This window comes from Nostoc sp., from assembly GCF_036917315.1.
Classification (GTDB): domain Bacteria; phylum Cyanobacteriota; class Cyanobacteriia; order Cyanobacteriales; family Nostocaceae; genus Nostoc.
In genome coordinates, this window is sequence record NZ_JBALDR010000050.1 from 112,203 (window position 1) to 126,127 (window position 13,925).

At 38.4% G+C, this 13,925-nt stretch carries 11 protein-coding genes; 7 read left to right on the plus strand and 4 right to left on the minus strand.

The genetic code is table 11. From position 1 onward, the window contains the following. The first annotated feature begins 34 nt into the window (after window positions 1–34). Entirely contained in the window at window positions 35–1,489 is a 1,455-nt protein-coding gene (locus tag V7K84_RS23880; RefSeq protein WP_334841686.1) for a hypothetical protein, read from the plus strand. Window positions 1,490–1,583: 94 nt separating this feature from the next. Here the strand turns inward: V7K84_RS23880 and V7K84_RS23885 are convergent, their stop codons facing one another. Next, complete coding sequence (locus tag V7K84_RS23885; RefSeq protein ID WP_334841688.1) at window positions 1,584–2,447, minus strand: SDR family oxidoreductase; 864 nt, start codon at window positions 2,445–2,447, stop codon at window positions 1,584–1,586. Between the two features lie 77 nt (window positions 2,448–2,524). Further along, complete coding sequence (locus V7K84_RS23890) at window positions 2,525–3,268, minus strand: tetratricopeptide repeat protein (protein ID WP_334841690.1); 744 nt, start codon at window positions 3,266–3,268, stop codon at window positions 2,525–2,527. 642 nt (window positions 3,269–3,910) lie between these two features. On the opposite strand from V7K84_RS23890, the gene V7K84_RS23895 reads away from it, so the two are divergent. After that, window positions 3,911–5,638 (plus strand): trypsin-like serine protease, encoded by a 1,728-nt coding sequence (locus tag V7K84_RS23895; RefSeq protein ID WP_334841691.1) that lies wholly within the window; start codon window positions 3,911–3,913, stop codon window positions 5,636–5,638. 67 nt (window positions 5,639–5,705) lie between these two features. Here V7K84_RS23895 and crtO read toward each other — a convergent pair whose 3' ends face one another. Together crtO and V7K84_RS23905 are read right to left on the minus strand one after the other, a co-directional pair. Then, a complete protein-coding gene (gene crtO, locus V7K84_RS23900; RefSeq protein WP_334841692.1) occupies window positions 5,706–7,400 on the minus strand; it encodes a beta-carotene ketolase CrtO in 1,695 nt (564 codons plus the stop codon). 107 nt (window positions 7,401–7,507) lie between these two features. Beyond that, complete coding sequence (locus V7K84_RS23905; RefSeq protein ID WP_334841693.1) at window positions 7,508–8,263, minus strand: LmeA family phospholipid-binding protein; 756 nt, start codon at window positions 8,261–8,263, stop codon at window positions 7,508–7,510. A gap of 496 nt (window positions 8,264–8,759) precedes the next feature. Between V7K84_RS23905 and V7K84_RS23910 the strand changes: the two genes are divergently transcribed. From V7K84_RS23910 to V7K84_RS23930, 5 genes are all read left to right on the plus strand, one after another. Then, the gene (locus V7K84_RS23910; RefSeq protein ID WP_334841694.1) at window positions 8,760–10,973 is read left to right on the plus strand and encodes a phosphoketolase; all 2,214 of its coding nucleotides are present in this window, start codon (window positions 8,760–8,762) and stop codon (window positions 10,971–10,973) included. A gap of 106 nt (window positions 10,974–11,079) precedes the next feature. Continuing rightward, complete coding sequence (locus V7K84_RS23915; RefSeq protein ID WP_334841695.1) at window positions 11,080–11,655, plus strand: hypothetical protein; 576 nt, start codon at window positions 11,080–11,082, stop codon at window positions 11,653–11,655. Window positions 11,656–11,680: 25 nt separating this feature from the next. Beyond that, window positions 11,681–11,809, plus strand: a complete 129-nt coding sequence (locus V7K84_RS23920) for a hypothetical protein (protein ID WP_334841697.1) — start codon at window positions 11,681–11,683, stop codon at window positions 11,807–11,809. A gap of 229 nt (window positions 11,810–12,038) precedes the next feature. Then, window positions 12,039–12,374 carry a hypothetical protein gene (locus tag V7K84_RS23925; protein WP_334841699.1) on the plus strand — a complete coding sequence of 112 codons (336 nt, stop codon included), beginning with the start codon at window positions 12,039–12,041 and terminating at the stop codon, window positions 12,372–12,374. Window positions 12,375–12,519: 145 nt separating this feature from the next. After that, a complete protein-coding gene (locus V7K84_RS23930) occupies window positions 12,520–13,848 on the plus strand; it encodes a GIY-YIG nuclease family protein (protein ID WP_334841701.1) in 1,329 nt (442 codons plus the stop codon). Window positions 13,849–13,925: the final 77 nt, after the last annotated feature.

Genomic DNA, 13,925 nt, shown 5'->3' on the forward strand with positions numbered 1-13,925 from the left:
AGGTTTTTTTACTTAGCTATGGAATTTAGTATATATGGTTCGATACGCATTAAATAAGAACCGTATTTTTGTTGATGCTCAATTGAGCCTCTACGATAAGGATGAAATTTTCACATGTATATTCTGCGATCGCCCACTTTTCTATAAAAAAGCGCACCATAAAACACGCAAGGAAACATCGTTCTGGGTCTGTGGACATTTTTCTCATAACGTCAATATAGAAGAAGCACAAGAAACAGAAATAGATTGTATCAGCAATAAATTTTTCAGTACTAGAAGCGAAAGTGCAGTACATAAATATGCAAAAAGTCGAGCAGAAAATATACTTAATGCAACTACTCAAACTTACTTTAAACAAGAAAGTTTTGAGTCAATTCAAGAATACCAATACCCAGGCAGAAGAACTGATATTGCACTTGTTAATAAAAAGGGAGCAGGTTTTCTAAATTACGAAATACAGACTTCTCCTACAAGTTTTACTTCTATTACAACAAGGGTAGAAAAAGATAAAAGCAACTATGTAGGAGCAACAATTTATGCAATTGGAGAAATCAGCAGAAGAGGATCTAATGATGAATGGGGTAAAGGTGTTGGTGGTCTGGGTGCAACTCAGGCAGTACTGTTAGCTTCATGTCTGGAAGCTTATGGAATGGCTCAGGATATTCAAAAAGTTGCAACTCATCATGAAATCACATATTTGGAAGATACTAGAACCGGATTCATCTATATAGAGGAAAAAGATATATATGGAGACATTCAATTTAATCAGCATAAGCTTATAGGCAGACATAACGAAATCAGTAATGTAACTACAGACACAACAGCCGAAGTTATATATCAAGCAATACTTGAACATGAGAAACTACTCAAAGACCCGATAATATTTGATATGGGTTTTTCTGGCAACCCTTCTATTTCACATGTGAGCGATACAGTCGAACGATTTGATGGTGATGACGATAATACAAAGAGATATGAAACACCTTTAGTAAAATTAGATTTAGAGTTGCTTCAGAAACTCAAGCTATTGTGTCAAACACATCAGGGACATATAGGGGCTGCAATAGAGTTTGATATTAATACCCATAAAGCAAAAGTTGTCTTGCTATGGCAAAGTGTAGAGCGTTATGAGTGGATAGACTTTAAAAACTTATTTATCTCAGAAGCAGATTTTATATCTACGACAAGCTCATGCAAAAACACCGAATTAGAAAAAGAAGAAGCTAATACCCCTTGGATAAAGAGAATTAACACAGAAATAATTCCTTATAATATACTCAACCCAATAAAAGATTGGAGCCAGGAAACTGCAAGTCGAATACAAAGACTTAAAATAGGTGACAGATGCACCTGGATTGATGCACCTAATTGGTGGAATCCCAAAGGAGAGGAAATCAATGATATTGCCCAAGATGGAAGAGTGCGTCTTGCCTATGGCGGTAGATATATCCCTAGAGAAGAAGTAATTCTTATTGAATCTGCGGAATAAAGAGCAAGCGATTGTCCACCAAATAGTCTAGAAATTGTTCTACTTGCTGATGGGCTGAATTTTTGTCTAAATCCCATTGTTTAAGTGCCAGCAACTATAGCATTTCCAATTCTTCCCTTACAGATAAAGGCTGATAACCCAATGCAAAAGCTTTGGAACTATCCAAAGAAACATCTGCCGGTCTAGGCGCTGCCATTTTCACATCTTGTTGTCGGCAGGATTTCAGACCAGTGCTAGGAAGTTGAAATACTTCCACTAATATCTGTCCAAAATCATAACGTGAAATCCGCTCTTTGCCACCTAAGTGAATGATGCCGTTAACTTTTTCTAATGCTAGTAAAAGTCCTTTGGCAGCAGTTGTTCCACTTACTGGTGTGCGAAATTCATCTATAAATAAACTTAGTTCTTCTTCGGCTTGTAAAGTCTGAATAAATGGCTGAATAAAGCTTTTAGCTGTGGGTGTTGCTGCACCAAACATCAACGGCATCCGACACACTGCGGTCATGGGATACCTTTCTAGCATATCTGCTTCTGCGATCGCCTTTTGCTCGCCGTAAAGATTGACAGGGCACACGGCATCTGTTTCTTGATATGGGGCATTTAAGCCATCAAAAACTAAGTCGGTTGAGGTAAAAGCACAAGAAATAGAATTATCCGCGCAAAGTCCGGCAATATTACAGGATGCGATGACGTTAATTGCGTGGGATTCTTTGGGGTTGGTTTGACAAAAATTTGGTTGCGAATGTGCAGCAGTATGAATAACTGCCGTCGGTTGAACATCATTAAATATGCGTTTCAATTCCTGAAAATTTGTTAAGTTCGCTTTTAACATTTTCATGTCAGGAATTTCTAAGGGATGGGATAAATAAGTGCCATAAATCTCCCATTCTTCTTTTGCAAGCTGGCAAAGATGCCATCCTAAAAAACCACTTGCTCCGGTGATTAACAATTTTTTCATGTCTAATCTGAAACCGCTAGCATCACGAAAAAATCTTGTTAGGCTTATATTCTACACTGAGTAGTGGTAATAAAATACTATTGCAGTAATTTCTGAAACTGCTTTTCACTACGCACTTTGCTAAAGTCTGGGTCAGTTTTTGCTAATTTCTTGTATTTATCAGGAACAAGCTTGATTGCTTTGTCTAGGTTCTCAATTGCTAATTCTAGATTGCTTTGTAAAGCATAAGAGCAAGCTTTATTGTAATATGCTTGGTGCAAATCCGGCTTGATGGCGATCGCTCTATTATAAGACGCGATCGCATCCTTGTAGCGGTGTAGCTTTGTCAGAGCTATGCCTCGGTTAATTAAGGCTTCATATTTGTCGGGTTTGATCGCGATCGCTCTATCATAGGATACAAAAGCGTCTTTGTAGCGTTGCAACGATGTTAAGGCGATGCCACGATTATACCAAGCTTCATATTTGTCGGGTTTGATTGCGATCGCTCGATCGTAAGATGCAAGAGCGTCTTGGTAGCGTTGCAACGATGTTAAGGCTATGCCACGGTTAATCCAAGCTTCAGGACTCTCAACTTTGATGGCGATCGCTTGATCGTAAGCTTTTATGGCATCTTCATAATTTTGTCTATCTAATAAATTATTACCTTGATGAAAGTAATCGTCTGCTTTTTGCGTAGCCTTCGCTTCTATAAAAAGTTGGGTTACATTGCTTTCTTGGACAACCTGTGTAGTATTTTCTGCCGATGAGTTTGCCCCACCACTACAGCCAAATGCCAAGAAAGCTATCAAGCCAGATGCAACGAAGCAGTTCCGAAAAACCATGCTGTACCTACAAAAATTATTAGATGATGCTAAAATTTGTTAGTTTTTTGAGTATTATCAAAATACACTACTTTTTACCCATTAATTTACTTATATTTATTTTCCTAAAGAGTCTTGTTGACAATGCATAAAACTTTATCAAAATCAAGAGTGTATAATATTATCATAATAAATACACATAAAGCAATCGCTTAGAACCTACTTTACTCAAAAAACAATTATTTGTGTTGCTATATATATTGCATAGCTGGGACTCGTCGTAAATATCGTACTCGTGTAGTAATTCACCCCGATCAAAACCTTCTTCAATCCGCCAATGTCGGCGCTATAAATCAGCCAGTATTGCAGGTGTGAGGGCAGAAGGAATATCATAATAGCTAGTTTTTCCAATCTTTATTTCTATGAATTAGTTTTATTTTGTATTCAAAATAAAGTAGATAATTAACTCTACGTTATTGATAAATCGCAGACATAATTTCTACTAAATATATGGCAGTTTATAGGTTTGGTATTACTTAAAAACTGAGTAATAGGAAGTATTATTCATAGAAATTACTAGTGAATTACTAATGCCAAGAGATAATTTCTGGCATTAAATTTGGATATTTTGTATTTATCATTTTCTATTAAGGATCTAAAACTATGTCTATTTTCTCCCCTGATGGTCGGACAAAAGTTAGCGATACGACAACTTTTCCGTTTAGTGCTATAGGAAAGATGAGAATACATTGGAAAGGCCCAGATGGGGTTATTGATACTGCCGATGATATTATCCTCAACGGCTCTGGTACTATGATTTCTCCCTACCATTTTTTAACAGCAGGGCACTCTGTGTATGACACGAGATATGGGGGTTGGGCAGATAAAATTGAGGTGATGCTTGGTTCTAAAGGAAATATCATTGCTGGTACAAACCGCGCTGACTATGAATACTATAGTGAAGCAAAATCTGTTTATACGCGTTCTTTTGAAGGATGGACTCAAGGAGATCAAACTAAAAGCGAAACTTTTCAATACGATATAGGATTGGTTACTCTTGACCGCAATATTGGAAACTTCACTGGCTGGTTTAACTATGGATATGACGATAATCTCAGCAGTGGAACTTTAATGAATGTCACTGGATATCCTTCTGATAAGTTTGATTCCAATAGCGATGGGAAATTTGATAACTATGATATGTGGACTCAGAGTGGAAAAATCACAAGTACAACTGACTCGATCTTGCGTAGTAATGAGCTAGATATCTTACCTGGAAATAGTGGAGGCCCTCTCTGGGTTAATAATTCCAATACAAATAAACCGACTATTTATGGAGTAGCTTCAAATGAGACAACCACCAACAACACTCCGCTTTACAACGAGTTCGCCCGAATTACAAGTACTCGATATAACGAGATTAAAAACTGGATCGATGAAGACACAGCTACACGCCAACCTACTGATAAAGCTGATTTAGTAGACTCTGATGTGTGGTTTAACACAACCCTTGGAAGTTTTAGTAATAACAATATCCAATATGGGGAAAATTTCAGCATCACAGTCTATCCTCGCAACAATGGTACAGCCGCGACAGGCACTTTCTCGGTTTCATTTTACGCTTCTACTGATACCAATATCACTAATAGTATTGGTTCTCATTACTTAATTGGTAATACAACTATTTCTTCGATTAATCCATTCAATTCGGGAACAGCGACTTGGAACGGTGCGTTTCCTAATATCCCAATTGGAAATTACTATGTTATTTCATTTCTAGATCCAACTAATTCCATCCAAGAGTTTGATGAAAGTCTAACCAGCAACCAAAAGGTATTTAGAACTTTACTCACTGTTGCCAATAGTGCGATATTACCTCTGACCATTTCATCAACTATTAGCTCTCCCTTATCGGGCCGTGAAGAAAATCTCACCACAGGTACAGCCAATATTAATGAAACTGGTAATCCTGGTAATAACCAGCTAAATGGTGAAAATAGCAATGATATCCTTATTGGGGGAAGTGGTAACGATACTTTCGTTGGAGGTTTAGGTAATGATACCCTAACAGGAGGAACTGGATCTGATATTTTTATTATTAATACCCCTTCTGAAGGAATTGATAACATTACAGATTTTTCGTCCTTAGATGACACAATTTATGTTTCTAAAATAGGGTTTGGAGGTGGGCTTAGTGAAGGTATACTTCAAGCCACACAATTTTTTATCGGTTCAGTAGCACAAAATAGCAGCGATCGCTTTATCTACAACAATAATACAGGGGGTTTATTTTTTGATGCTGATGGTACAGGCTCATCCGGTCAAATCCAAGTTGCTCAACTAGGAATCGATCTAGCCATGACTAATAGGAATATTTTCGTGATTGCCTGATAAATAAAGACGCGATAAATAAAGAAAGACGCGATAAATCGCGTCTCTACATGAGGGTTTTAGAGGCTTAATTGATGCCAAACACTGACTCGACAGTTGACTTAATCGAATCCCGCGCATCCTTCAAAGTTTGGCTAATGGGATGTTTTGCCTGCAAAAATGCCCGCGCACAATTGCGTCCCGGCATTCCCGAAATTGAACCACCTGGATGAGTCCCTGCACCAGTCAAAAATAGATTATCAATTGGCGTTTTGTAGTTGGCTATTTCTGGCAAGGGACGGAAAAATATCATCTGATCTAAAGTCATGTCAACATGATAATAATTCCCTTTGTACGCGCCTAATCTTTCTCCTAGTTCTGCTGGACTTTCTACCCGACGGGCAATAGTTGCATTCTTGACATTGGGTGCATAGTCTGCCAACTTATCAACTACCTTATCTGCAACTTTGTTTTTCAATTCATCCGTCCAACCAGTACCTTTTAAACCAGTGCCTTCTGCACCAGCAATTTGATAAGGGGCAAAAAACTCAATCCATACGGTGTGCTTACCTGGTGGTGCTAATGTGGGATCTAAATAACTAGGCATCACTAAATACATTGATGGGTCAGCATCAGGAATTTCTCCCAAAGTGCATTTACTATGAGCCTGTTCTACATGAGCCACAGAATCAGCAATCAAGATAGAACCAACGAGATATTCATCTTTGTGAGCGTGGTGGGGGAAGTGCAGTGGTTCATCTAAAGCCAAATCTATCTTGAGGATGGTTTCATTATTGTTAACGATGCGGCGTTCTAATCTTTCCCATAAATCTGGGTCGGCGGCGTTAACATCGCTTTTCTCAGTCATTTGTAAGAACAACCGCTTGGCATCAATATTAGAAATAACTCCGTGTTTAGCGCGATATTCTTTCCCGCCAGCAACCCGCACGCCTACAGCTTTGCCATCATCAATTAAAACTTTTTCAACATGTTGGTCTGTGAGAATAACGCCACCTTTACTTGTGACTAAATTCACCAAAGCTTGCACAAGTGCGCCTGTTCCGCCGCGAGGTCTGGCCATCCCTGGATTATGACGCATTGCCATCATAATTGCACCAATGGCAAGGGTTTTTTGTGATGGCGGCGCACCAAGTTCTGCTGCTAGTCTGGCTAGTGGTGCTTTTAGAAATTCTTCATCAAACCACTCGTTAAGTAAATCTTCAGCGCTGGTTAACATCGTGCGAATGAAATCCAGCGTTTTGTTAGGGGAACCAATCACTGAAATTAAATCTTTTATTTTGGTAATGTCGTAGTTACCAAGGATGTCTATAATTGACTTTGGCGGTGCATTAAACATGGGAATCATTGCACCTAGCGCTCGCTGCCAAAAGTCTACAAATTCTGCATATTTTTTGGCATCACGTTCGTTGTAACGGCCGATTTCTGCACAAGTCTTTTCCACTGACTTATGTCCTAAAAAATACTTACCATCAGGATGAGGACAGAAAACAACTGGATCGCACTCCAAATAATGCAAGCCGTATTTTTCTAGTTCTAATTCTTCAACAACTGGCCCTAAGTGAATAAATTCATGGTCAATAGCACACAAATTGAATTTAAATCCAGGAGCTTCTTGCGGTAAACATTCTTCAGTTGTTGCTGCGCCACCTGGTACAGAACGCTTTTCTAGTAACAGAACGCTATAACCAGCTTTTAGCAAATAAGCTGCACAAACTAGCCCATTATGTCCAGCACCGATTAGGACAACATCATACTCTTGCATAGTTGGAATTTAGAAATAATCAGTAACTTTCCAAATTTTAGAAAATTTTTATTACATTGACATCATCCTTCGGTAACAAAAATTATCTTTAAATAGTGTCAATCCTACTAAGGAGAGATTAAAGATGATGAGGGTATTTGTTTTACCTGAGCTTCTAACATAAGTATTAAAGTACCTTTTTGTACTTCTATATCTTTGATAGAAAACGATATATCCTCCCATTTAAAAGATGGTATGTTCATCAGTTCTTTAGCTTTCTGCACGAATGCTGTAATTAATTCTATGGAAATCCCCTCTCCCTCAGTGCAGTTAAAACCCTCTAGCATAGCGGGTTGTGAATTAGTGCGTGGGCGAGCGATCGCAGTGTAAGCTAAAGACCGAGTATTTCCCATTTCCTTTAACAGCACCTTTCCTCTAAATTCTATTTTGCCATCACCAGGTAAAAATACCTGAATTTCTTCTGGCTCAAAACTGACAATTTCACCATCTACATTCAACCCAAAGTTTTGCATCTGGCTACGAACAAACTCTGAGGTCAAAGCGCGGTTAATATCTATTTCTGTAAGTATAACCCTAGCAATGGTATTGACTGGCTCATTGAGTTCTATTTGACCAAAAAGAGCGCTAAAGGGATTGATGGCAATACTATCTGTTTGTAGTTTTATTTCCTGTATGCGAATGTCTTCTTTAATGACTAATCCTTGACCTGCAACTGCAACTCCATCCGACTGTCCCTGAAGGATTTTTAACAGATCGGTTTTTACATCTATTTCTATTTCTTCTACTTCATCTAGCTGATTGGATATTTGTTTTTCAGCTTCTTGGGATAGAAATTGTTCTTCTAACCGATGTTCATCAGGCATGAATTATTAATTCTCCTAAATTTCCTCTTACTCGTAACTGTAAAGGCTAATTCTGGAGAGTAAATCTATATTGGGGTATAGGTAATTTGTGATTTTATTTATAAATAGGGCTGCGATATTGAAGCAGCGATCGCAATTCTTCTCTCCTCTATCTCGTTCCCAGTCGGAGACTGGGAACGAGGAATCTTACTCCCCTTCCCTTAGAGGATGTTTGAAAAGTTTTTTTGTATACATCTAACCCTTGGAGATCCCCCTAAATCCCCCTTAAAAAGGGGGACTTTAAGACTCTTATTCCCCCCCTTTTTTAAGGGGGGTTAGGGGGGATCAAGAAATATTTGCTACTTCAACTAATTGAAATCTTGGTTGCGTGACCATTTAAAGTACTTATTCTAATGTTGCAAAAAAGCAATAAACTGTTACAACCTCGAAGATGTAAAATTTTGGTTAAATTCAACAAGCATCTACAGTTTCACCTCATCGTCAAAAGGTACTCAGCATGACTGCAATCTCCGCAAAGGCATCTTCAGCGCTTCCCAATTTTTCTGAAGGAATTCAATATTTTGGTGAAGCTTTACCAGATTTTGAAACTTATGGTGCAACACCTGCTATTGAGTCGGGAAAAACCGCGATCGCATCGACCACAGATAAAACAGCAGTATATCAAACTTTACTTGCTGCCGATGCCTTACGCTACCTGACTTTGCAAGTTACTGGTAGTAAGGCTTCTGGGCATCCCGGCGGATTTGCCAGCCAAGCAGAAGCTTACGCATCTCTTGTCATGCTGGGATACAAGAACATTATTACGGAAGTCGGACACCACGCCCCCGGATTTTATAGTGCTATGTTCTTGGATCGTTCGCTAGAGGATATGGGAATTTTTACAGTCCAACAATTGCGCGATCGCTTTCGAGAAAAGCACGGATTATTAGGACATCTTTCTGGTTTCATTCCCGGTATTCTCGCACCTGCGGGGCCTTTGGGACAAGGGCAACACTTTGCAATGGCGGCTGCACTATTACACAAAGATAAATTATTCCCCTTTACAGTTGGGGATGGTGGATTGGGTGAGCCTTATATTGTCAGTGCGATCGCACATTTTCATACTGCTTATCCTGCTGTCACAAACTTTTTACCAGTGTTAGTGTGGAACGGTTACAGCCAAGAACATCACAGCATGGTTTCCCTAAAAACCAACGAACAGATGCAAGCATATTGGCAAGGTAACGGTTTTGATGAAGTGGTGTTAGTGGATGCCAAAGATTTCGACGATAAAAACCAGCCAGGGGATTACGTTGATAGTACCGCCTTTTCCTTTGAGAAACGCCTAGAATTTACGCAAGCAGTACTTTCGGGTGTAGATAAAGCAGCGCGATCGGCTTTGGGTGGTAAACTTACCGTCTTCATTATTAAACAACTCAAAGGTGCAGGAGTCCACGCGCGCGGGGCAAAATCTCACAATTTATATCCTAAAGATACGCTGGATGCGCCGCATATTATTAGTGCATTGCAAACCCGTGCTTTGTCAGCAGAAGCTTGGCAATTAGTCAGAACAAATGCCGAACGCGCCGGTGGTGGCCCAGCAGCCAAAACTGTGGTGACAGAATTTGAATTTCCATTACCAGAATTAGGCGAATTACCTTTAGAAGAATATGCAGTCGGTGGCGAACCAAAAGTTTCCACAACTGCAATGGGACGATTGGTAGGAATAGTTGGAAATAAAGATCGTAATTTCCTTGTCACCAACGCCGATGGTAATGAAGCATCTGGAATTGCTAATATCAACCAAGCATTAAAGATTATCCACCCCACAACCGACGACTTGTATTTCCAAGCACCAAACGGACAAGTTTATGAACCATTGAGTGAAGATGCTTGTGCCGGTTTAGCTGCGGGTTTGGCGTTAATGGGTGCAAGAACTTTGTGGTGTTCTTACGAATCTTTTGCCATCAATGGATTACCAATTTGGCAAACTGTTACCCAAGCAATGGCAGAATTGCGCCGTCAAACTCCCTCGACTATTACTTTATTCACAGCAGGTGCATTAGAGCAAGGGCGTAATGGTTGGACTCACCAACGTCCCGAAATTGAAGCTTACTTTGCTTCGTTGATGAGAAATGGAAATGTTTTCCCATTATTTCCCCCCGATGCTAATAGTATTCAAGCTTGTTATGACTGGGCGTTGAAAACTAAGAATAAGGGAATTGTGATTACTGCAAGTAAAACGCCATTACCAATTCGCACCACTTTAGAACAAACTCGTCAAGGGTTGCGCGATGGTGCTGTGCTATTGCATGAAGTCGCTGGTGATAAACAAGTAGTGTTTGCTGTAATTGGCGATTTAACATTAATGCCAGTATTTGAAGCTGCTGCTTTCTTGGAAACTGAAGGTATTGGCGTGAAAATAGTTACTGTGATCAATCCTCGGCAATTGTACCGTAGCCACGATACTGCTTGGGATACTTGTTCTGAACCCGAAGGCGGTTTCTTGGATGATGCGAAATTTGCCGAATTATTTGATGGCGATGCGTTAATTGCCGTTACAGGTGGCGCTGCGGGGATGCTGGAACCAATTTTGTTACGGAGTACAGCCAAGCGCGATACTTTTGCATGGAAACGTGGGGAAACTACAGCCAGTGCTGGTGAGTTGATGGGGTTTAATGGATTGACAGCTGAGGCGTTGACAAAACGTGCGATCGCATTAGTCCATTAAGATAACGTAATACCCCATCTAGGTTTTTACTTGGGTGGGGATTATTTGATAAAGCAAAATTTTATGTTCTATAAATTAGAACCTGTGTAATTTGATCTAAAAAGCTATGATTAAACCTATACCGACTAAATATAATGATGTTCAATTTCGTTCTAGATTAGAAGCAAAATGGGCTGCTTTCTTTGATCTTGTAGAATGGGGTTGGGAGTATGAGCCTTGTGACTTTGATGGATGGATTCCCGACTTTTTACTGAAGTTTGATTCTCCTATTTTTGTTGAAGTTAAGCCCATTTATAATTTTCCACAAGATATTGCTGATGAAATAGAAAAGTCAGGTTGTACAGAAGATTGTCTAATTGTTGGAATGACTCTGGATTCACCTAAAAATAGGTCTTATGGAGTTCAGATTGGTTGGAAGAGAGTCGTAGACGATGAAGAGGCTTTTTTCTTGGAATGCTCTGATTTGGTTTGGCCAGTTTACAAGAATTGGTTTGATGTTGTCTTTACTCTTGATAAATACAAGAAAATTACTTTTGATGGCGCACCTGGACACTCACCAGGAATGGCTAAATTTACAGATGCATGGGACGATTATGGTTCACAAGGCTTAGAAAAAGAAGTTCAAAGGCTGTGGAAGATGGCAGGGAACAAAGTGCAATGGAAAAGTTCGATTATTTCATAAATATTGAAAGGAGAAGTTTAGATCAATGTTGGGTTTCGTTCCTCAACCCAACCTACAATTTATTGCAACTATAGCCAGCGCTGGCGAGTTGATGGCATTTAATGGATTGACTGCTGAGGCGTTAACAAAACGTGCGATCGCGTTAGTGCATTAAATAAATTATGTTGCATAAATGGGGGATAATTTTATTGATTTTCCTTTGCGTAAGATATTCATCCCTAGATTCAGCAACGCCCATTAAATAAGGCTGGAATTGCTTCTACTTTTATCCCATTTATACGTATAGAAACGCTGAAATTGCGTCGGAATGCGTATATTTGCGTTTTTTTTATTGAAGAGAACTTAGCAAGCAGGAAAAATGGGAGTAGATTTGCTGAAATTCTTTGACAAAAGCTGGTTTTGAAGTCACAAAAGCTAGTTTTGGAGTCACAAAAGCTGGTTTTGGAGTCGCAAAAGCTGGTTTTGAAGTCACAAAAGCTAGTTTTGAAGTCGCAAAAGCTGGTTTTGAAGTCGCAAAAGCTGGTTTTGAAGTCGCAAAAGCTGGTTTTGAAGTCACAAAAGCTGGTTTTGAAGTCGCAAAAGTTAGTTTACGAGTCAGAAACTTAGTTTACAAGTCGCAAAACTTGATTTTTGTAGCTAGGACGAAGGGTGATATTTTTATCTGGAAGCGTGGGGAATGTGGAGGCTTGAGGAAAAGTGCGATCGGATTAGTTCATTAAGGATTTTAAAACCGCAGATGTATGCAGTGAAACGTAGATAATTTGACGTGTAGTTGCGTAGATTTGCGGTTTTTATTATATAGGTTTTGATGTTTCTATAAAGTAGAATTTCAAATATACATCTTTTATCTATGGGTGTCTAATTTTGCTAGAAAACATCAAAATATCTGAATTACCATCAGTTTATTTGTTGGATAAAGATCGTCTTCCTAATTGTTCAGCTATATACTTTGTATTTGACAGTAAAGGACATATTATTTATATCGGTAGAACTATTAATTTAGTTGAAAGATGGAAAGGACATCATAGATTTAATCAGCTAAAAAGATTTAATCGAAAAAATACTCTTAGTATTAGTTGGTTAACTTGTAGTAGTGATATAGAAAATCTATCAAATCTCGAAAATGAGTTTATCAAGTTATATAAACCACCCCTTAATTGGTCTAAAGTAGTAGTACCAATTAGAAAAATAACTCCAGCCGAAACTGCTTTACAGCAAAGTCTTCAGCAGCTAGCCAAGCTCAATGTTATGATAGTTGGCTTTGATCCAATATCAGATGGAGAACTACCAACAATATATTTAGTATATCCTGTTTATGGGATGAAAGGATTTTCTGGAAGTATTAGAACTGCATTAAAGAACATTAATAAAAAGGCTAGCTCACTAAGGTGGAAAGAATACAAAACTTATCCTAAATCTTCAGGTAAATTTGGTTTCTGGGAGACTGAATACAACGGTTTAAGAATAGATTTATCTCCATTTGATGGTTTAGTTTACTTCATGGAACATTCAACCCATCGGACTCTAGCTGGAATAGAACTTATGGCATTTAGTAGGGAACAGCTAGAATTAATTTTAGATAAAAAAGAAGAGAATGATGAAAATACATCAGGTTTAGAAGCATTAGAAGATGATCCTATTCCAGTAGAAAATATTTATAAAAATAACCCTTTAAATAGTAATTATGAAAATAAAGTTGAAGTTGAAACTTGGGAGGAATTAGAACCAATGGCTGAAGGTGAAGTTAGAATAATGACTCGTCAGTTTGTTTATGTGGATGATATAGAAATAGAAGTATGTACTAACGACAATGGAAAGCATTTTGTTAGACACAATGTTTACTGGTGGATAATGCACAATCAGAAAAATCCTAGTCTTGAGTATAATAGAATAATAGAAAATTCCAAACATTCAGTTGATAGACTACCGACTATCAGATGGTCTGGTTATAAATTTCGATTTGAGATGATTAGGTTTAGTGAAGATGATGTAGAAGTTGAGAGTGTGCTATTTCCACTAGCTATGTTTGAAGACCTCATGAAAGACAAGTCAAGGTTTAATAGTCAAGCTCTAGAACAAATTTTAAGGGGTGAGTATAAATCAACTGACTATGATAGAGGAAGTATAAAACTATTTGTATGGCTACAATCTAATTCTATATCTTCGCTGCTTCAAACCAATAATAATAAGTAGCTTGAGTTGATAAAAATCAACAATTGCTTTAGATTAAATCCTTTTTAAAGTAATTATAAAATGTATTCTTGAGTCAT